This window comes from Chitinimonas taiwanensis DSM 18899 (assembly GCF_900119825.1).
GTDB lineage: Bacteria > Pseudomonadota > Gammaproteobacteria > Burkholderiales > Chitinimonadaceae > Chitinimonas > Chitinimonas taiwanensis.
On sequence record NZ_FPKR01000005.1, the window covers coordinates 276429 to 295548 of the forward strand.

The 19120-nt window shown below is 66.0% G+C and carries 15 protein-coding genes and 1 riboswitch; of the genes, 12 read left to right on the forward strand and 3 right to left on the reverse strand.

Annotated features, from left to right (window positions below):
* Window positions 1–153 precede the first annotated feature (153 nt).
* The gene (locus tag BT173_RS08180; protein ID WP_072428142.1) at window positions 154–705 is read right to left on the reverse strand and encodes a hypoxanthine-guanine phosphoribosyltransferase; all 552 of its coding nucleotides are present in this window, start codon (window positions 703–705) and stop codon (window positions 154–156) included.
* A 157-nt stretch (window positions 706–862) separates the two neighbouring features.
* On the opposite strand from BT173_RS08180, the gene upp reads away from it, so the two are divergent.
* From upp to BT173_RS08215, 7 genes are all read left to right on the forward strand, one after another.
* Entirely contained in the window at window positions 863–1495 is a 633-nt protein-coding gene (gene upp, locus BT173_RS08185; RefSeq protein ID WP_072428143.1) for a uracil phosphoribosyltransferase, read from the forward strand.
* An 87-nt stretch (window positions 1496–1582) separates the two neighbouring features.
* Window positions 1583–3034: a lipopolysaccharide biosynthesis protein gene (locus BT173_RS08190; protein WP_072428144.1), complete on the forward strand. Its 1452-nt coding sequence runs from the start codon at window positions 1583–1585 to the stop codon at window positions 3032–3034.
* Window positions 3035–3106: 72 nt separating this feature from the next.
* Window positions 3107–4345, forward strand: a complete 1239-nt coding sequence (locus BT173_RS08195; protein ID WP_072428145.1) for a polysaccharide pyruvyl transferase family protein — start codon at window positions 3107–3109, stop codon at window positions 4343–4345.
* Between the two features lie 17 nt (window positions 4346–4362).
* The gene (locus tag BT173_RS08200; protein ID WP_072428146.1) at window positions 4363–5559 is read left to right on the forward strand and encodes a hypothetical protein; all 1197 of its coding nucleotides are present in this window, start codon (window positions 4363–4365) and stop codon (window positions 5557–5559) included.
* Between the two features lie 2 nt (window positions 5560–5561).
* Window positions 5562–6779 carry a hypothetical protein gene (locus tag BT173_RS08205; protein ID WP_072428147.1) on the forward strand — a complete coding sequence of 406 codons (1218 nt, stop codon included), beginning with the start codon at window positions 5562–5564 and terminating at the stop codon, window positions 6777–6779.
* 29 nt (window positions 6780–6808) lie between these two features.
* Window positions 6809–8044: a uracil-xanthine permease family protein gene (locus tag BT173_RS08210; RefSeq protein WP_072428148.1), complete on the forward strand. Its 1236-nt coding sequence runs from the start codon at window positions 6809–6811 to the stop codon at window positions 8042–8044.
* A 67-nt stretch (window positions 8045–8111) separates the two neighbouring features.
* Window positions 8112–8292: riboswitch (yybP-ykoY riboswitch) on the forward strand.
* 13 nt (window positions 8293–8305) lie between these two features.
* Window positions 8306–8872, forward strand: coding sequence for a TMEM165/GDT1 family protein (locus tag BT173_RS08215; RefSeq protein WP_072428149.1), 567 nt, complete (start codon window positions 8306–8308; stop codon window positions 8870–8872).
* Between the two features lie 74 nt (window positions 8873–8946).
* Here the strand turns inward: BT173_RS08215 and BT173_RS08220 are convergent, their stop codons facing one another.
* Together BT173_RS08220 and BT173_RS08225 are read right to left on the reverse strand one after the other, a co-directional pair.
* Window positions 8947–11196, reverse strand: coding sequence for a TonB-dependent receptor (locus tag BT173_RS08220; protein WP_072428150.1), 2250 nt, complete (start codon window positions 11194–11196; stop codon window positions 8947–8949).
* Between the two features lie 39 nt (window positions 11197–11235).
* Window positions 11236–12456, reverse strand: a complete 1221-nt coding sequence (locus BT173_RS08225; protein ID WP_072428151.1) for an MFS transporter — start codon at window positions 12454–12456, stop codon at window positions 11236–11238.
* Window positions 12457–12585: 129 nt separating this feature from the next.
* On the opposite strand from BT173_RS08225, the gene BT173_RS08230 reads away from it, so the two are divergent.
* From BT173_RS08230 to BT173_RS08250, 5 genes are all read left to right on the forward strand, one after another.
* Window positions 12586–14373 carry an IucA/IucC family protein gene (locus BT173_RS08230; protein ID WP_072428152.1) on the forward strand — a complete coding sequence of 596 codons (1788 nt, stop codon included), beginning with the start codon at window positions 12586–12588 and terminating at the stop codon, window positions 14371–14373.
* On the forward strand, window positions 14355–15386 hold the full coding sequence (locus tag BT173_RS08235) for a GNAT family N-acetyltransferase (RefSeq protein ID WP_084658342.1): 1032 nt from the start codon (window positions 14355–14357) through the stop codon (window positions 15384–15386). Before BT173_RS08230 ends, BT173_RS08235 begins: the two co-directional genes overlap by 19 nt.
* Window positions 15383–17206 carry an IucA/IucC family protein gene (locus BT173_RS08240; protein ID WP_072428153.1) on the forward strand — a complete coding sequence of 608 codons (1824 nt, stop codon included), beginning with the start codon at window positions 15383–15385 and terminating at the stop codon, window positions 17204–17206. The genes BT173_RS08235 and BT173_RS08240 overlap by 4 nt, the downstream gene beginning before the upstream one ends.
* Window positions 17203–18507 (forward strand): lysine N(6)-hydroxylase/L-ornithine N(5)-oxygenase family protein, encoded by a 1305-nt coding sequence (locus BT173_RS08245; protein WP_072428154.1) that lies wholly within the window; start codon window positions 17203–17205, stop codon window positions 18505–18507. Before BT173_RS08240 ends, BT173_RS08245 begins: the two co-directional genes overlap by 4 nt.
* A gap of 373 nt (window positions 18508–18880) precedes the next feature.
* Window positions 18881–19120, forward strand: a 240-nt coding sequence (locus BT173_RS08250) for a transposase (RefSeq protein WP_072428179.1), incomplete at its 3' end; no start/stop codon positions are given.

The following is a 19120-nucleotide window of genomic DNA, read 5'->3' on the forward strand; positions in this document are numbered from 1 at the left end:
GCCCGCCCATGGCGAAGCACTTGAATGAATTGCATATTCAGGCGCAGGCTATTCACCCAGACCCGGCACCCGCCGCTTGCACACGCGCGGCAAAGCGGAGCGGAATATATAAAACGGGCGCCGCGGCGCCCGTTTTTGCTGGTCAGATCGGGTTTACAGGCCCTTGACCGCGTAGATGCCCAGGGTATTGCGCCAGAAGCCCTTGTAGTCCATGCCGCAGCCGAACAGGAAGCGGTCTTCCACGTCCAGACCCACGAAGTCGCCCTTCAGGCCAGGGAAGGCCTTGCGGTCGTGCAGCTTGTTCACCACGACGGCGGTCAGCGCCTCGGCGGCGCCCATCTCGCGGCAGTAGTCGAGGATGGCGGCCAGGGTATTCCCCTCATCCAGGATGTCATCGATGATCAGCACGGTGCGCTCGTGCATGTCCTGGGTCGGCTTGACCTTCCACACCAGGCCACCGCCCTGGGTCTTGTCGCCATAACGGGTTGCGTGCAGATAGGCGACTTCGAGCGGGAACTTCAGACGCGGCAGCAACTGGCCGGCTGCGATGATGCCGCCATTGAGCACCACATAGACGAGCGGGTTCTTGTCATGCAGGCGCTCGGTGATCGCGGCGGCCATGCGGTCCAGCGCGGCACTCACTTCCGCATCGCTGTGCAGGCAGTCGGCCTCGCGCATCACATTGACGATTTCATCCCGATTCATGCTGTTCTCCCGACTGCGGTGCGCTAAAAAGGCGCGAAGGGTACCGATGAAAGCGCGTAATTTCAAGGGCTTGCAAACAGCATAGCGGATGGGGGCGTGCGCGAAGCATCCGCTTGCTCTAACCTTCGCGCCAAACAAGCCTGAAAGGAAACCCGCTATGGCCATCCACGAGATTCGCCACCCCCTGGTCCGCCACAAGATTGGCCTGGCTCGCGAAGCCGATATGAGTACCAAGAAATTCCGCGAACTGACAGCCGAAATCGGCCGCCTGCTCGCCTACGAGGCCTGCCAGGACTTCCCCCTGGAAAAAGTCACCATCAATGGCTGGTGTGGCCCGGTCGAGGTCGAGCGCATCAAGGGCAAGAAGGTCACCGTGGTGCCGATTCTGCGCGCCGGCATCGGCATGCTCGATGGCGTGCTGGACATGATGCCGAATGCCAAGATCAGCGTGGTGGGCCTCGCCCGCAACGAGGAAACCCTGCAGCCGGTGCCCTATTTCGAGAAGTTCGTCGGCGACTTGGCCGAGCGTACCGCACTGATCATCGACCCGATGCTGGCCACCGGCGGCTCCATGGTCGCCACCGTCGATATGCTTAAGCGCAATGGCTGCACCCATATCAAGGCCCTGGTCCTGGTGGCGGCGCCCGAAGGCATCCAGCTGATGCAGGAAAAGCATCCGGACGTGGATATCTATACTGCCGCCATCGACAGCCATCTGAACGAGCATGGCTACATCATTCCGGGCCTGGGCGACGCAGGCGACAAGATCTTCGGCACCAAGCACGGCTGATACCTTCAGCGCCGGCTCGGCACGGCGGCGCCCGGCCGGCGGCACACGCAGCACAACCGCCAGCCCAGCCTGGCGCAGGAGCGGTGATTGAGCGGGATACGCAGCGCCTTCCTGATCGCCTTCGCCTCATCGAATGCGGTGATGGCGATCACCTTCGTCAATTCGATGATCCTGGCGCGCCTGCTCACGCCGGCCGAAATCGGCGTGTTCTCGGTCGCCTATGTGATCACCGGGCTGTTACGCACCCTGCGTGAAATGGGCCTGGGCAGCTATATCGTGCAGGAGACCGAGCTGACCGAGCTGCGCCTGCGCTCGGCCTTCGGCGTCTCGCTGCTGGTGTCCAGCTGCGGTGGCGTGCTGGTGATGGCCCTGGCCGGGCCAGCCGCCCAGTTCTATCGCGAACCGGGCCTAAGCCCAGTCCTGCTGCTGCTTGGCCTCAACTTCTTCCTGGTGCCCTTCGGCGCCACCAGCATGAGCCTGATGCGCCGCCAGCTGCGCTTCAAGGCCCTGGCGCTGATCGACACCAGCTCCACGCTGATGGCCGCCATCACCGCCGTGGTGCTGGCCAGCCTCGGTTTCAGTTTCATGAGCCTGGCCTGGGCCTCACTGGTCGGCACGCTGACCAGCGTGCTGGGCGTCGTACTATGCCGCCCGGCCAATCTGCCCTGGGCGCCGGCACTGCGCGAATGGCGGCGCATCTGGGGCTTCTGCAGCTATCTGTCCGTCTCCTCCCTGCTCAACTTCATCAGCTACTCGGCAGCCGATCTGGTACTCGGTCGCTTGATGAGCATGTCGGCCGTCGCCTACTTCAACCGCGCCTTTGGCACCGCCGGCCTGTTCAGCCAGGTGATGGCGCGCGCCATCCAGCAGGTGAGCCTGCCCTATTTCGCCGAACAGAACCGGCGTGGCGAAGACCTGCGTCCGGCCTTCGTACAGGCCACCACGCTGCTGGGCGGTGTGGCGCTGCCCTTCTTCGCGGTGCTGGCCATCAGCGCCGATCCGGTCATCCGCACCCTGTTCGGCCAGCAGTGGTTAAGCGCGATTCCCATCCTGCAAGTGCTCTGCCTCGCCGCTGCCTGTGACTCGCTCAACTACCTGAGCAATCAGGTATTCACCGCCAAGGGCCAGGTGCGTACCCAGATGCAGATCGACAGCTGGGGCCTGCTGATCAAGTTCGGCCTGGTCATTCCGGCCGCCCTGCACAGCCTGGCCGCCGTGGCTTGGGCCTTTGTGCTTAGCAGCGTGCTGATGACCGTGCTGCGCCAGCGCGCGCTCTACACCATCATCGCCGTGCGCTGGACCGATCTGGCACGGGTGCTGCACAGCGCCCTATTGCCCACGCTGGGCGCCGCCCTTGGCCCAACCCTACTGGTTATGCTGCTACCCGCTAGTGGCCCTGCGGTGCTTGAACTGCTCGCCCTGGGCTGCGTGGCCACGCTGGGCTGGCTGGCCTGCCTCTATCTGGGTCGCCATCCACTGCGCGCCGAGCTGGGTAAGCTGCTGGGCAAATGGCGCAAGCGGGACGGCAAGCAGCTATAGATAGAGGCAGGTTTCGTTTCTTCCTCAGCCCAGGCTCTGGCCATGCCAGCGCCCAGCCGGAGACGGTCTAGCATGCGCACCTTGCTGATTCTGAATACCGGCGTGGGCAAGAACCTGGGCGACCGCGCCATGCTGTGCAATATGGTGCGCCAGCTGCGCGCCGCCCGACCCGATTGGGTGCTGCAGGTCAGCGCCAACACGCCACGCCTCCTGGTCGATGAGTTTCAGCTCACCCCCGTTACCTTCCTGATCGACTGCCTGGGGCGCTGGGCACCGTTGCTAAGCGCCCTACACCTGCCGCGCCGTCTGGCACAGGCCGCGCAGTGGTGGCTGGATATTGTCTCCACCGCCGCCCTGCTGCTCTGGCTACTGCTCGCCCACCCGCTGCGCCTGCGACCGCACTGGCGCTTTATGGAAGCCGATTTCGTACGCAGCGTGCTGGCCGCCGATGCGATTTATCTGGTCGGCGGCGGCTACCTGACCGACCAGGGCGTGCGCGAATGCCGTGCCCTGCTGACCACCGCCCTGTTCGCTGCCTGGCTGGGCAAGCCGATTGCACTGAGCGGCCAGGGCCTTGGCCCCTTTCATCGCCCGATCACCCACTGGCTGCTGCGCCAGGTGCTGGGGCGCGCACGCCTGATCGGCCTGCGCGATGCCGGTCAGGGCCTGCGCCTGCTTGCCGAGCTAGGCATCCCCACCCAGCAGGCCGAGACAGTCTGCGACGATGCACTGACCCTGCCGCCGGCCCCGGCCAGCCCCGCCGAGCCACGCTGCCTGGCCGTGCACTGGCGCGTCTCGCCCTACCAGGCGGAAACCCAACGCGTACAGGCCATTCTGGAGGCGCTGCTCGACCGCTTTGCCGCGGACAGCTGGCAGATCGTGCTCTTCCAGTTCCACGAGCGCCCCGCCTACGAGGCAGCCATCTACCAGCACTGGCTCGCCACGCGCGACTGGCCGCGCGCGCGCCTGGTTCAGCACGCCGACCCGCGCGTGCTGCGCGCTGAGCTGGCACGCTGCCAGGCCGGCATCGGCATGGCCTACCACTTCTGCGTGTTTGCGCTGGCCGCCGGCGTGCCGGTGCTTGGCCTGTGGCACAAGCGCTATTACCGCGACAAGCTGCACGGCCTGTTCGCCGCCTTTGGCGAGGCCAGCTGGGCAGTAGACGACCGGCAGATCGAGGCCGATCTGCTCTACCTGCAGCTGCAGAACCTGGCCATTCGCCCAACAAACAGCTTGCAGGCTCAGGGACAGCAACTGGCCGAGCGGCACCGCGCCTGGTTCGCCCGCCTGCTTGAGGCGCTCGAGCGCTGACTGTTCAAGAGCCCGGCATGCGCATCGAAGCCATCCACAGCGAGCCCCTTCCCGATGGCCAGCGCCTGCGCGCTCAACTTGTCTGGGAGCAGGCCGCCAACACGCCCTTTGAGCTGTATCTGCAACTGAACGGCCCCTGGCCCGTCGGCCTGTGCGCGGCCGATGCACTGCTGCTGGCTTGCGCGATCCCGGCCCTGGCCGCTGGCGAACAACGCATACACAGCCCGGCCGCCTGCAGCCCGCTACTGCTGATCATTCTGCCCGGCCTCTTGCGCCTCAGTCAGTACTGGAACCCGCGCTATCTGGGCAGCCAGGCCCTGCCCTTGCTGCAGATTCCCCAGCGCAGCGATGCCAACCAGCGGGCGGCGCCACGCGCACGCTTTCTGTCCGGCGGAGTCGATTCGCTGCACCTGCTGTTGTGCAATGCTCAGCCGGGTGACTACGCACTGCTGGTCAATGGCTTCGATATCGGCGGGCAGCCCGGCGCGGCTGATCCGGCCTTGTTTACCGAGCTGTGCCGGCGCAGCGCACCGCTACTGGCCAAGCTTGGCGTGCAGGCCCTGCATATCCACACCAATCTGCGCCATCTCGATGCGCGCTCGGGCTTCTGGGGCGACTGCTTCGCCGGCTTTGCCCTGGCCGCCGTCGCACACAGCCTGGCCCAGGGCCTTGGCCAGGTCGAGATCGCATCCAGCGGCGAACCCATCGGTCCGCTCGTGCAGTCGCCGGACAGTCTGCACCCCTATCTGCTGTATGCGCTGGGCAGTGAGCGCGTCGGCCTGCATGTGCCCCATCTGCAGCTGGGCCGGCTGGACAGGCTGCGCAGCATCGTGGCCGAGCCGCTGGCATTGGCCGCGCTGCGCGTGTGCTATTTCAGCAGCAGCGCGCACTACAACTGCGGCCGCTGCGAAAAATGCGTGCGCACCGCGCTCACCCTGCAGCTACTCGGGCAGGACCCGGCGCCGCTGTTTGCCGGTCTGCGACTCGAGCCGCGTTCGCTGCGCGACATCGCCATAGACCATCCCGCCGTGGCCGCCATGTATGCCGAGCTGCTGAGCAATATGCAAGGCGTGAACTGGCAACCCTGGCGCAATGAGATCGAGGCCCTGCTGGCGCGTTGGACCAAGCAGCAGCGCTGGCTGCAGGGCCAGACCCTGGGCGGACGCTGGCGTGCTTTGCGCCAGCGCTGGCAAAGCACCGGCAAGCGGAGCTAGGCATGCGCCTGCACCAGATCGACCGCTTTCGCGAGGGCGATACACAAGTGCTGCGCTGCAGCGTGGATTGGGAGGACTGCGCGCGCCCAAGCAGCGAGATCCGTTTCAGCCTGCCGGTCTACACCGGCCTGACACTCGACCCTTGTGCTGATGCCTTCCTGCTGGCAGCGCTGGCGCCCGCCTTTGCCGCCGGCGAGCAGCGTCTGCGCGTAGAAGGCGCGCTCTGCCCGCAGCTGCTGCAGAACCTGCCCACTGCCTTGGCCATCCTGCGCCAGTGGTTCCCGCAGGACTTTGCCAGCCCGCACAATCCGCGCCTTGAGGGCAACGGCGCGCGCGCTGCGCGCCATCCACCCGCCGATGCCAGTTTTGCCTTCTATTCGGGCGGGGTCGATTCCACCCATCTGCTGCTTGCCCATAGCGCGACGCTGGCTGCCCCACAGCCGCAGCAACTGCGCCATGTCTTGAGCGTGCAGGGCTTCGATATTGGCGGACGCGTGGGCCAGGATGGCAGCGCTACCTTTGCGGCCTTCTGCCAGCGTGCCCAGCCACTGCTCGACAGCCGCGGCTTGCAGCTGCTGCCGCTCAGTACCAATCTGCGCCACCTGGACGACCGGCCCGGCTTTTGGGGGCATAGCTTCGTCGGCTTTGCCCTGGCCGCCGTGGCCCAGCTGATGGGCCAGCATTTCGCGCGCGCCCTGCTGGCCACGCCAGGCGAGCCGCTGTCCGCACCGATCCAAGCACCCTTCGGCACCCATCCCACCCTGGCCGTCTACAGCAATAGCGCGGATATGCCGGTGCTGATGCCCTATCTGGAAGTCAGCCGCTTCCAGCGCCTGGGCCTGATCGCCCATTACCCGCTCGCCCTGGCGGCACTGCGCGTGTGTTTCTTCAGCGACGAGGGGCGGCCGAACTGCGGACGTTGCGAAAAATGCGTGCGTACCCAGCTTGGCTTGCGCCTGCATGGCATAGATCCCGCCGCTTATTTCTCCGATGTGGTATTAGATGCCGGCCTGATCGATCAGACCGACCTCGGCTCGGACAGCTCGGCCGCCATGGTCGAGGAAATGCTGGCCCAGCTGCAGGGTCCGGCCTGGCGCCCACTGCGCCAGGCTGTGCTGCGCCAACTCGCGCGCTGGCAGCGCCACAAGCGCTGGCGCGAGGGCAGAACGCTGGGCGGCCGGCTGCGCAGCCTGAAGCGGCGTTGGCTGGACGGCGACTGATCGGCAACTATCTACAACAAGGGGAATTCATGAACGACACATTGAAAACGGCCATCGGCGGGGCGCAGATCCTGTTCGTGGCCTTTGGCGCCACGGTGCTGGTGCCCTTGCTCACTGGGCTGAATCCTAGCCTCGCCCTGCTGGGCGCCGGCGTGGGTACGCTGATCTTCCAGCTGCTGACCAAGCGTGACGTGCCCATCTATCTGGGTTCGAGCTTCGCCTTTATCGCCCCCATCATCTACTCGGTGCAGACCTGGGGCATGCCGGCCACCATGGGTGCGCTGGCCGCAGCGTCCTTCTTCTACTACGTGGCCGCCGCCTTGGTGAAATGGCGCGGCGTGGACTTCATCCACAAGATCCTGCCGCCCGTGGTCATCGGCCCGGTGGTGATGGTGATCGGTTTGGGCCTGGCGCAGGTCGCGGTCGGCATGGCTTCGGGCAAGGCGGGCAGCAATCAGATCATGCCTTACAAAACCGCCATCATCCTGGCCGCGATTGCGCTGGTCACCACCATGCTGGTGGCGATCAAGGCGCGCGGCATCATGAAGCTGGTGCCGATTCTGGCCGGCGTGGCCGCTGGTTATATCGCGGCCATCTTCATGGGGGTGCTGAACTTCCAGCCAGTGCTCGATGCGCCCTGGTTCGCCCTGCCCCAGTTCGGCACACCGGAATTCAATCTGGCCGCCATCCTGTTCATGATTCCGGTCGCCATTGCGCCCATCGTCGAGCATGTGGGCGGCATCCTGGCCATCGGCTCGGTCACCGGCAAGGACTACACCACCAGCCCCGGCCTGCATCGCACCCTGCTGGGTGACGGTCTGGCCGTGAATGTGGTGGGTCTGTTCGGTGGCCCGCCCGTCACCACCTATGGCGAAGTGACGGGCGCGGTCATGCTGACGCGCAACTTCAACCCGGCGGTGATGACCTGGGCGGCCTGCTTTGCCATCCTGCTCGCCTTCGTGGCCAAGTTTGGCGCGCTGCTGAATACGATTCCGCTGCCGGTCATGGGCGGCATCATGCTGCTGTTGTTCGGCTCCATCGCCAGCATCGGCCTGAAGACGGTGATGGACGGCCGGGTCGATCTGAGCAATCCGCGCAATCTGTGCATCATCTCGGTGGTGCTGGTAACCGGCATCGGCGGCATGTCGGTGCAGTTCAGCGATAGCTTTGGTCTGTCGGGCGTGAGCCTGTGCGGCGTGCTGGCCATCGTGCTGAACCTGGTGCTGCCCAAGCCGGCCAGCGGCGCGGCCAGCCCATCGCACTGACTACGTCATTAGTGCCACGCTATTTGCAAATTAGCGAATGACAATACGGCGGCGTGTAGGTAGACTGCGCGCCGTCTTTGGGGAGTAGCCGTTCCGCCACCCCGGCGGAAGCAAGCGTCAACATACTTGGTCCACCTGACCATGGCGCCTGCAACGAAGTCGCCCGACTTCGCCTGGCAAGACCATGGACGCATCCGACCGGCAAGGGGCCGCGGCGGACTGCGTCTATGCGTTTTCTGCCGGCCCCCGAGAAAAATCATCATGGAAGCATTCCTCGTCTCGACCGGTGTGGTTGCCCTGGCGGAAATCGGCGACAAGACCCAGCTGCTGGCCTTGCTGCTGGCGGCCAAGTTCCGTAAGCCGATTCCCATCGTGCTTGGCATCCTGGCCGCTACCGTGGTCAACCATGCGTTGGCTGGCGCCGTGGGCAGCTGGCTGATGGCGCTGATCGGACCCGATGTGATGCGCTGGATACTCGGCATCTCGTTTATCGCCATGGCCGGCTGGATGCTGATCCCGGACAAGCTGGATGAGGACGACGCGCGCTTCAGCGAACGCTTTGGCGTGTTCGGCGCCACCCTGCTCGCCTTCTTCCTGGCTGAGATGGGCGACAAGACCCAGATCGCCACCGTGGCGCTGGCTGCCAAATTCACCGATTACTGGTGGGTGATTGCCGGCACCACGCTGGGCATGATGCTGGCCAATGCCCCGGTGGTCTGGATAGGTGACAAGGCCGCCAAGGCATTGCCGGTGGCGCTTGTGCACCGCATCGCCGCGGCCATCTTCGCCATCCTGGGCGTGCTGGCCTTGCTGGGCGTGGGCAGCTAAGTGCACTGACTGCACATGAAAAAGCCGCGGCCCGATGAAGGCAGCGGCTTTTTTCTGGCTAAAGCAAGTAAGGCTTAGTAGTCGACGCTATAGGCCAGGCCCACGGTACGGCCACGGCCCTTGAAGTCCACTGTGGCCGGCGCCACCAGGCTGCTGTAGAACAGCTTGGCGCGCTGGCCCCAGATGGTGTCGTACTGGCGGTCGAACAGGTTCTGTACGCCGAAGCTGAGTTTGCCGCGGGTGAGCGCATAGCTGCCGAGCAGATCCGCCACTGTGTAGTCGTCGAGGCGCTTGCCATCGCTATCGCTGAGCGCAAAGCTGCGCACCGCCTGCAGGCGCAGGCTTAGCGCACCGTTCTGCCAGCTGCCGTAGGCAGTCAGCTTGGACGGGCTGGCGCTGGTCACGGTCTGTTTCTTCCACTCGCCGGCCACCTTGTTCTCCGACTTGATAGCGAGCAGATTACCTCCCAGCTGCCAGTCATCCGCAAAACGGTAGCTCAGCTCGCCTTCCAGACCGTAGTTGCGCACATCCTGTTCGATCACATTGATGGCCAGGGTGGACGACACATACTGGATCGCCTTGTCCGACCAACTGTAGAAGGCTGCAGCCTGGCCGCTCAGGCCGCCGCTGCGGCTGCGCCAGCCGCTTTCCACCTGGCGGGTCTTGATGCCGGCCAGCGGCTGGCTGGCCACGCTGATGCCATTCAGCAGCGTCCAGTGACCGGTATTGCCGCCCACCAGGCGGTAGCTACCCTGGCCGTAGTACTTAGCCGGGTCGGGCAGCTCAAAGCCTTCCGAGTAATTGAGCCAAGCTTGGCTTGCATCGCTGACACGCCATACCGTACCCAGATTGAACAGGCTGACCGTGTAATCGTTCTGGCCACCCTTGATTGCATCAGCCGTACGGCCACGCCCATTGGCCAGCATCACCTGCTGGGTGGAGGCCACGAAGTCGCCCACCGCCACATCCATCCACTGATTGCGCAGGCCGGCGCGCAGGCTCCAGGCCTCGCTCAGCTTCCAGTCCGCCTCGGCAAACAGCGAGCGGCCATCCACCTCGAAGCCGGGATAGCGGCCCACTTCGGCCGTCTGGCGCAGCACGAGGCCACCGCTGGCATAGCCCTGGGCGGTGTTGAACAGCACCTGATTGGCTTCGAACACCTCATTGTCGATGTCCACACCGTAGTTGAGCTTCACCGCGCCAAAGTCCTTGGCCAGCACCGCCTTGAAGGCATGCGCGCGGGTGTTCTGGCGCGAAGTGCTGTAGTAAGGCACGCGCACCGCGCTGGTGGTGTTATTGGCATTCTGCGCGGTGCCGCTGGCTGTGCCCGGGAAGGGGTAGAAGTCGAGCTTCTCGGTGCGCACCGAGCCTTGCAGATAGAAGTCCTGCCCGCCAATCACCTGCGGGCGGAAGTAGTCAAAGCTGCCGGTGGCGCGGCGGGTGCTCGGCGTCACATCGGACTGAAAGCCATCGCGCACTTCCAACAGGGCCGGGTTGCCGCCGGCCAAGGCGCCGCTGAGGTTGGGGCCGAGGTAGAGCGCCTTGCTGCCATCAAAGCCCGAATCGTAGTACTGGGCGCTCAGGTTCAGGCGCTGGCCGGCCGCCAGACGAAAATCCAGATTGCCGAGCACATCGACTGAGCGGTTGTACTGCAGATCGGTCTGGGTGATATCGGGCGTGACCTGCTTGCCATGCGCATCGTAGGCAGCGCCGGTGCCCTGCCAGGCAGCCGCCAGACGGCCGCTGACCGTGTCATTGCCGGCCGAGATCGACTGTGCGGCGCGCCAGTCGAGGTCTTCGCCACTCTGGAAGCCCGAGCGCAGGCCGACTTCGCTATTGAATTGCGCGCCGCCCTTCTGGCCGCGCTTGGTGACGATATTCACCACCCCGCCGGTGGCGCCACCGCCATACACGGCGCTGGCACCGGCCAGCACTTCGATACGCTCGATGTTATAGGGGTCGATCGAATCGAACTGGCGGCTGACCCCACGCGAGCTGTTCAGCGATACGCCATCGATCATCACCTGCACGCCGCGACCGCGCAGATTCTGGCCGTAGTTGGTACGGCCTTGCGGGCCGGCATCCAGGCTAGGCACCAGCTGCCCCAGGATTTCCTTGAAAGGCACGCCTGCACCCACCTGCTCGGCCAACTCCTCGCCGGTGATCACCCAAGCGGTGCGGGGCAGATCGGTGATCTTGGTCGGGGTGCGCGCACCGGTCACCAAGAGGGTATCCACCGCCTGTTCGGCGGCCAGGGCCGGCAGTGTGCCAAAGGCCAGTGCCAGGGCGATGCTGAGGGGACGGGAAGCAAGCGGTAAAGACATAAGCAAGACTCGATGTGAGGTTTGGAGAAGAAGACAGCATCAATCGGCGCGCGCAGGCAGCCGTAGCAGGCAGGCCAGCACGATGACCGCCAGGCCCGCGAGGCCAGCCAGCCAGAACGGCGCGGCCGGCCACAGACCAAACAGCCAGCCGGCCAGGGCGGCCGCCAGGGAAAAGCCCACGGTATGCGCGGCGGCCAGCACGCCGGCCACGCGCGCCTGGCCGGCGCCCCCTACGGCCAGCGAGGCCAAGGTGGTGTACGTGGGCACCAGCAGCGCCGCCGCCACGCCCAGCAATAAGAAGCCGATCCAGATCAGGCTCAGCGGGCCGGGCAGCGCCAGCAGCACGCCGGAAGCCAGCAAGGCCAGGCCGCCCGCCAGCAGCAGCGGCCGCCCGGCGCGGCAGCGCGGCACCAGCCAGAGCTGCAGCACCAGAACCACCAGCGCGCAGGCCGTCAGCAACCAGCCCAGCGTGGCCGATGCCGCACTGGCACTCAGCCCGAAGCGACTGCCCAAGAGTGGGCCCAGTGCGTACTGAACCTGACCCAGCGCCAGCTGCATCAGGCCGGCCAGCGCCAGCCAGGCGGCCATGCCCTGCCAGCCCAGCCGTTCACGCACGGCGGCCTTGCCCTGGCGCGCGGCCTGGCGGGTGAAAGGCAGCAGCAGCAAGGCCGGCCAGGCGGCCAGCGCCATCAGCCAGAGCGGCCCAAGCGGATCCAGCCACAGGCTGCAGGCAGCCAGCGCCGGGCCAAGCAGACGGCCCAGGGTCAGGCTGGCGGACAGGCGCGACAGCACGCCCAAGCGCTGCTCGGCGCTGCTCAGATCAGCCAGCCAGGCCTGGCAGGTCGGCACCAGGCCGGACACCGTCAGGCCATAGATCACCCGACCCAACATCAGCATGGCGCCCTGGCCCTGCCAATCGGCGCCCTGCCCCATCTGCCACAGCAGCAGCGCATGGCTCAGCGCAAAACCACCCAGCGCAATTGCCACCACGCTGCGGCGGCCCAGGAAGTCGGACAGGCGGCTCCATAGCGGCGCACCGATCAGGAACAGGCCCGAGCCAATCGCAAAAGCGGCGGTGATGCGCGCGAGGCTCAGGCCGGTGTGCGCCATCAACAGCGGCAGAAAGGTGAACAGTGTGGTCTGCCCCAGGCCCATGACCAGGGCGGCGGCGGCCAGCGCCAGCGCGGTGTGCCGGTCCGGCCGCAGGGCTGCTGCGGCTTCGGGGGCACGAGGGGCGATATCGACCGCGCTGAATGACATGCATCTGGCTCCTGCACTGGCTTTGAATGGTGCGCATCTTATCAATCAAACGATAGTTTGCAAATGCGAATCATTATTGTTACGTTGAAAAAGCACATGCCAACAACATGCAGTTCAGGAGCCAGGAAAATGCACCATCCCCCAATACGGCGCGAGCTCGCCTCGTTGACCGCTTTCATGAACGCGCTGTGGCGCGAATGGCCCGCCGCGCAGTACCACAGCGCCCAGGCCGATATCGCCGGCCATGCCGGCATGCTCAAGCTGCCGCTCAGCCGCCCGGCCGGCGCGCTGCTGGTGCCGGTTCAGCACTATTCGCGCGCTGGCCGGCATCGCTTCGAAGGCAGCCTCTACTTCGCCCCGGCTGAGGGGCTGACCTTCGAAGTGGACTTCGCCCAAGCCGTCGCCCTCTTGGCTGGCGAACCCACGCTGGCGCCGGGCAGCAGCGAGGACGCGCGCCGGCTATTCCTGCGCCGCGTGCTCGATAGCGCCAGCAATCTGCTCAGCGCCCAGCAGCAGCGCCAGGCAGATTTGCAGCAACTGGCCTGGCCTCAAGCCGACTACCTGGCTGCCGAGCAGGGCCTGGTCTACGGCCATGCCGTCCACCCCACGCCAAAGAGCCGCGACGAGTTCACCAACGAAGATCTGGCGCGCTACAGCCCGGAATTCGCCGGTCGCACCGCGCTGTGCTGGTTTGCGGTGCGCGATGCAGCACTGTGGCAGACCGATGTGGGCGGTATGTCGGCCAGCGCCCAGCTGGAAGTGCTGCTGGCCTCCGACCCGGCCCTGGCCCAGCTACGCGCCGACTACCCGGCCGAGCACGGCTGGCACTGCCTGCCCGTGCACCCCTGGCAGGCACGCAGCCTGCGCCAATCGGCCAGCTATCTGCACTGGCAGCGCCTGAACCTGCTGGTCGACCTGGGCGAAGCCGGTAGCGACTGGTTCCCTACCTCTTCGCTGCGCACGCTGTATGCGCCGCAGGCACCGGCCATGCTCAAGTTCTCGCTTTCGGTGCGGCTGACCAACTCGCAGCGCGTGCTGCAGCCGGAAGAGGTGGCGCGCGGCCGGCTGATTCACGGCGCCTTTGCCAGCCCGCTCGGCCAGGCCTTCCAGCGCCGCTGCCCTACCCTGGGCATCCTGCACGAAACCGCCGCGCTGGCCCTGCGCCAGCCCGATGGCCAGCCGCTGGCCGAGAGCTTCGTGATCCTGCGTGACAACCCGTTCAAGGCCGGCAGCAGCGCCTATGTGATGGCCACCTTCTGCCAGGATGGCGTGGACGGCGCGCCCAGCATGGCCAGCCGGCTGCTGCACAGCCTGGCCGAGCGCGAACAGCGCCCGCTGCAGGCGGTCTGCCTCGATTGGTTCGAGCGCTTCCTCGAGGTGGCGCTCAAGCCCTTCCTGATCGCCCAGGCCGACTACGGCATTCTGGTCAGCGCCCACCAGCAGAACACCGTGCTGGCGCTGGAAGGCGGCTATCCGGCCGGCATGTGGTTCCGCGATTGCCAGGGCACCACCTTCCGCGCCGAGACGATCAGCGCGCTGGCGCCCTATGTGCCCGGCATTGCCGCCGCCAGCGAGCTGAGCTTCGATGAGCCGATGACCAACCGCCTGTTCGGCTACTACCTGATCGTCAACAACCTGCTCAATCTGATCGCCACGCTGGATATGGATGGGGTCATCGACGCGGCCACGCTGTGCCAGCGCACGCGCACCTTCCTGCAGGTGCTGCGCGCCGAGCCGCTCAAGTACCCGCACTTCATCGACTTCCTGCTCGACGCGCCCGAGCTGATGAGCAAGGGCAACTTCATGATTTGCTTCGGCAATCTGAACGAGACCACCCAGCCGGAAGGCTCCTTCCGCTCCTACGTCCCCCTGCCGAATCCCTTTGCCGAGGCCAAGCCATGCCCCACTTCGCACTGACCCTGCCCAACGGCCACACGGCCGATGCCCAAGCCAATGCCACCGGCTTTGATCTGCTGATCAAGCAAGAGGTGATCGCCCAGCTCCAGCACACGCCGCTCGGCCCCACGCACAGCCTGCTGCAGGGCGCCCTACCGCTAGAGCCACACCCGCATGCGCTACTGCCGCTGCTGGCCGAGCTGTTCTGCCGCAATGCTTCGCTGCGTGAAGTGACGCTGGAACTTGCCTGCAGTCGCGAGTTCGCGCTGGCTGCCGTGCGCCATGGCGTGGCCTATCGCATGCAGGCGCAGGCCACCGGCTGGCAGCTGCTGGTCGATTACCAGAGCTTCTGGCAGCAGCCCGCGCTGTGGCTTACCGCGCCCAGCTCGGCCGGCCTGCCACTGCGCTACACCTTTACCGGCGAGAAGCGCCACCCGCTGCGCGCGCCCAAGCCGCAGGGCGTGGTCTACCGCCGCTACCTGCCCGAGCTGGACAGCACGATCACCCTGCGCGTGGCCGATCTGGCGCGCGATCTGGACACCTTTCACGACTGGATGAACCAGGACCGCGTACACCGCTTCTGGGAACTGGCCGGCGACCGCGAATCGCACGCCGCCTATCTGCAGGCCCAGCTGGACGACCCGAAGGTGCTGCCGCTGATTGCCGAATTCGACGGTGAGGCCTTTGCCTATCTGGAAACCTACTGGGCCAAGGAAGACCGCCTGTCACCCTTCTTCGACGTGCAGGACTACGACCGCGGCTGTCATGTGCTGGTGGGCAATAGCCGCCACCGCGGCCCGGCCAAGGTGGCGGTGTGGATGCGCACCATGAGCCACTACCTTTTCCTGGACGACCCGCGCACCCAGCGCGTGGTGGGCGAGCCGCGCGTCGACAACCTGAAGTTCATTGCCTATCTGCAAAGCCAGGGCTTCGCCAAGCTCAAGGAATTCCACTTCCCGCACAAGCGCGCCGCCATGGTGGTGCTGGAGCGCGAGGCCTTCTTCGAGCAATACGGCCCGGGGAGCGCGCAATGAATGCCCCGCTGAACAAAGCCGCCTACAGCCAGCTCGACCCGGTGCTGTGGCAGCGCGCCAACCAGCGCCTGCTGGAAAAAGCGCTGTCCGAACTCAGCTACGAGGGCGTGATCAGCCCCGAGCGCGGCGTGCCCGATGCCCAGGGTCGCAGCGAATACCGGCTGCCGCTGGCCGATGCCAGCAGCCAGGGCTATCGCTGGCAAGGCTGGACCAATCGCTGGGACCAACCGTGCATCACCCCCGGCAGCGTGCGCACACTGGCCGATGACCAGCCCGCGCAGGATGCGGTGACGGTGCTGCGCGAGCTGCTGAGCCCGCTGGCCCTGCCGGCCAATACCCTGGCCAACTACCTGCGCGAAACCCTGAACACGCTGAGCGTGGATTGCCAGCTGCTGGAAGCGCGCCAGGGCCTGAGCGCGGCCGATTGGCTGACCCTGCCCACCGACCAGCTGCAAAGCCTGCTCGATGGCCACCCCAAGGCCATTCCGTCCAAGGGCCGCGTGGGCTGGGGCGTGGCGGAAAACCGCCTGTACGGGCCGGAACGCAGCCCGCGCTTCCGCCTGCACTGGCTGGCCGTGGCCCGCTCGCTGGCCGAGACGCATGCGGCGCCGGGCTGGAATAGCGCGCGCCTGCTGGCCGCCAGCTGCGACGAGGCCGAGCGCCTGCGCCTGCAGCTTCTGCTGGCCGCGCAAACCGCCCAGCCCGACCAGTACTGGCTGCTGCCGGTGCACCCCTGGCAGTGGCAGGCGCATATCGCGCCACAGTTTGCCGCCCTGCTGGCCAGCCGCACGCTAATCCACCTGGGTGAAGCGGGCGACCACTACACGCCGCAGCAGTCGCTGCGCACGCTCAGCAATACCAGCCGGCCCAAGCAGCTCAACCTCAAGCTGCCGCTGACCCTGCTCAACACCTCGGCCTGGCGCGGGCTGTCGGCGCGCTACCTGGCCATTACCCCGGCGCTGTCCGACTGGCTGCAAGACCTGCTGGAAGATGACCCACTATTGGCCGAGCGCCGCTGCGGTGCGCTGGCCGAGCCGGCCGCCGCCTTTGTGCCTCATCCGCTCTACCACGGCCTGCCCGAGGTGCCTTACCAGTTCGACGAGATGCTGGGCGCGGTATGGCGCGAAAGCGGCGAGGCGCGCCTGGGGCCGGGCGAACAGGTGGTGATGGCCGCCGTGCTGCAGCAGCAGGACGACCACGGCCGCCCGCTGGTGGCCGAGCTGATCCGCCAATCGGGCCTATCGGCGCGTGACTGGCTGAGCCGCCTGTTCGAGCTGGCCGTGGTGCCGCTCTACCACCTGCAGGCGCGCTATGGGCTCGGTTTTATCGCCCACGGCCAGAACCTGATGCTGCGCCTGGCCGACGGTGCGCCAGCCGGCGTGCTGCTGAAGGACTACCAGGGCGATCTGTTCCGCGCCGAAGCCGACTGGGCGCAGCCGGAAGGCCTGGCCCCGGCGGTATGGAATGCGCTGCCCAGCATGCCGCCGCACTACCTGCTGCATAACCTGTGGACTGGCCTGTTCGGCAGCGTATTCCGCTTCATGGCCAGCGTGCTGCACGAGGCCGGCCTGTACGACGAGACCGCCTTCTACCAGCTGCTGGCCGGCACGCTGCAGCGCTACCAAACCAGCCAGCCGCAGCTGGCCGAGCGCTTTGCCCAGCTCGACCTGTTCGCCGCTCAGATGCCGCGCCTGTCGCTGAACCGCGCGCGCTTCGCCGCCGGCTATGGCGATGCCGCCAGCCGCCCCATCCACGCGCTTGGCCCCACCCTGGCCAATCCGCTGCGTTTTGACCTGCCCCAGACAGGAGCCCCGACATGAACCCGCATTTCGATGTAGCCGGCATTGGTGCCGGCCCCTTCAACCTCAGCGTGGCCGCCTTGCTGGCGCCGCTGGGCCAGCTGCGCAGCGCCTTCTTCGACAAGCGCAGCAGCTTTGACTGGCACCCGGGCATGATGCTGCCCGGCGCCAAGCTGCAGACCTCCTTCCTGAAGGACCTGGTTACCGCGGCCGACCCGACCAGCGCCTATTCCTTCCTGGCCTATCTGGTTGCGCAAGGGCGTTTCTACCGCTTCATCAATGCTGAATTCAGCCATGTGGAAAGGCGCGAGTTTGCCGACTACCTGCACTGGGTGGCGCGCAAGCTGCCCAATCTGCGTCTGAACCATGCGGTGCACGAAGTACAGCCCGGCCAACACGGCTTTACCCTACATACCAGCCAGGGCGAGATGCAGGCCAGCCAGCTGGTCGTGGCCACCGGCACCACCCCGCGCGTGCCCGACTGGGCCAAGCCGCATCTGCAGGCGCGCTGCCTGCACACCCACCACTACCTGGCCAAGGTGCCCGATGTGCGCGGCCTGCGCGTGGCGGTAATCGGCGGCGGGCAAAGCGGCGCCGAGATCGTGCTTGACCTGCTGTCCGGCCTGCGCGGCGAGGTCGCCTCGCTGACCTGGCTATCGCGCCGCCAGACCCTGGAAGCACTGGACGAAACCCCGTTCTGCAACGAGTTCTTCACCCCGCACTATGTGGATGCCTTCCACCGCCTGCCCATGGCCCGCAAGCCAGCCATCGTGGAGCGCCAGAAGCTGGCCAGCGACGGCATCTCGCCGGAAACCCTGAAAGCGCTGTACCAGACCCTGTACACCGGCAACTTCCTGGATGGCGAGGCGCCGCGCCTGCGCATCCTGCCGCAGCGCGATGTGCAGCGCATGGACAGCCATGGCAACGGCTGGACCCTGCAGGCGCATAACGGCTTCGATGGCCGACACGAACGCATCGATGCCGACGTGGTGATTCTGGCTACCGGCTACCTGACCAGCGTGCCCGAATGCCTGGCCCCGCTGCGCGACCGCCTGGACTTGGACAGCGAAGGCCGCTTCATCCTGCGCCGCGACTTCTCGGTAGGCTGGGACGGCCCGGACAACCAGCGCATCTTCGTGCAGAACGGTGGCCGCTACAGCCACGGCATTGCCGACCCGCAGCTGAGCCTGGCCGCCTGGCGCGGCGCCACCATCGTCAACGCCATCCTCGGCAACGCCCACTACGCCACCGGCGACACCCCCCTCCCGATCGAATGGGCCACCCGCCACGAAGAAAGCACGGTGCTGGAAAAAGCCGCCTGAAGCAGGAGGTAAACGCCGGGGCTGGATACCCTTAACCAGCCCCGCATACCAAAACACAGCGCCTGCCCGTAGCAACGAGCAGGCGCTGTGCTTTGGTGCTGCCTGAGCGGCACAGGCTACGATGTACTCGCCCAAAAGGCGCATGGCGCTGACCGAAAGCTGGCCGACGCTTTTCCCCCGCTTTTGGGATGCCTAAGAGCAGCGAACATGCTACAAACCGCCATCCGTCACGCCGCAGCCGGCATTAGGCGTCGTCGTGACGTGTTTAAACACTGGACTGCCCCGGGTCTGGTAGACATCCGCAGCCTATGATTGGACTGCCCCGGGTCTGGTAGACATCCGCAGCTTATGATTTGAGCATAGGAGGATGTCCATGAGCAGTCAGCGTTATTCACCCGAATTTAAGGAAGAAGCCGTCAAGCAAGTGACCGAGCGCGGCTATGGGGTCGCCGAAGTTGCGGCTCGACTTGGCGTTTCCGGACACAGCCTGTACAAGTGGATTCGGGCGGTAACGCCCGACAATAGCGAGAAACAAGCAGCAGACCTGATTGAGGCCAAATCAGAAATCCTGCGCTTGCGCGCCCAGTTGCGCCGTACGGAAGAAGAGCGCGAC

Excerpts from the sequence above, each read along its gene's own strand:
- BT173_RS08235 (WP_084658342.1), top strand. The coding sequence starts at position 14,355 with ATGCCCCACTTCGCACTGACCCTGCCCAACGGCCACACGGCCGATGCC.
- BT173_RS08205 (WP_072428147.1), top strand. The coding sequence starts at position 5,562 with ATGCGCCTGCACCAGATCGACCGCTTTCGCGAGGGCGATACACAAGTG.
- BT173_RS08210 (WP_072428148.1), top strand. The coding sequence starts at position 6,809 with ATGAACGACACATTGAAAACGGCCATCGGCGGGGCGCAGATCCTGTTC.
- BT173_RS08180 (WP_072428142.1), bottom strand. The coding sequence starts at position 705 with ATGAATCGGGATGAAATCGTCAATGTGATGCGCGAGGCCGACTGCCTG.
- BT173_RS08245 (WP_072428154.1), top strand. The coding sequence starts at position 17,203 with ATGAACCCGCATTTCGATGTAGCCGGCATTGGTGCCGGCCCCTTCAAC.
- BT173_RS08195 (WP_072428145.1), top strand. The coding sequence starts at position 3,107 with ATGCGCACCTTGCTGATTCTGAATACCGGCGTGGGCAAGAACCTGGGC.
- BT173_RS08240 (WP_072428153.1), top strand. The coding sequence starts at position 15,383 with ATGAATGCCCCGCTGAACAAAGCCGCCTACAGCCAGCTCGACCCGGTG.
- BT173_RS08220 (WP_072428150.1), bottom strand. The coding sequence starts at position 11,196 with ATGTCTTTACCGCTTGCTTCCCGTCCCCTCAGCATCGCCCTGGCACTG.
- upp (WP_072428143.1), top strand. The coding sequence starts at position 863 with ATGGCCATCCACGAGATTCGCCACCCCCTGGTCCGCCACAAGATTGGC.
- BT173_RS08225 (WP_072428151.1), bottom strand. The coding sequence starts at position 12,456 with ATGTCATTCAGCGCGGTCGATATCGCCCCTCGTGCCCCCGAAGCCGCA.
- BT173_RS08200 (WP_072428146.1), top strand. The coding sequence starts at position 4,363 with ATGCGCATCGAAGCCATCCACAGCGAGCCCCTTCCCGATGGCCAGCGC.
- BT173_RS08215 (WP_072428149.1), top strand. The coding sequence starts at position 8,306 with ATGGAAGCATTCCTCGTCTCGACCGGTGTGGTTGCCCTGGCGGAAATC.
- BT173_RS08230 (WP_072428152.1), top strand. The coding sequence starts at position 12,586 with ATGCACCATCCCCCAATACGGCGCGAGCTCGCCTCGTTGACCGCTTTC.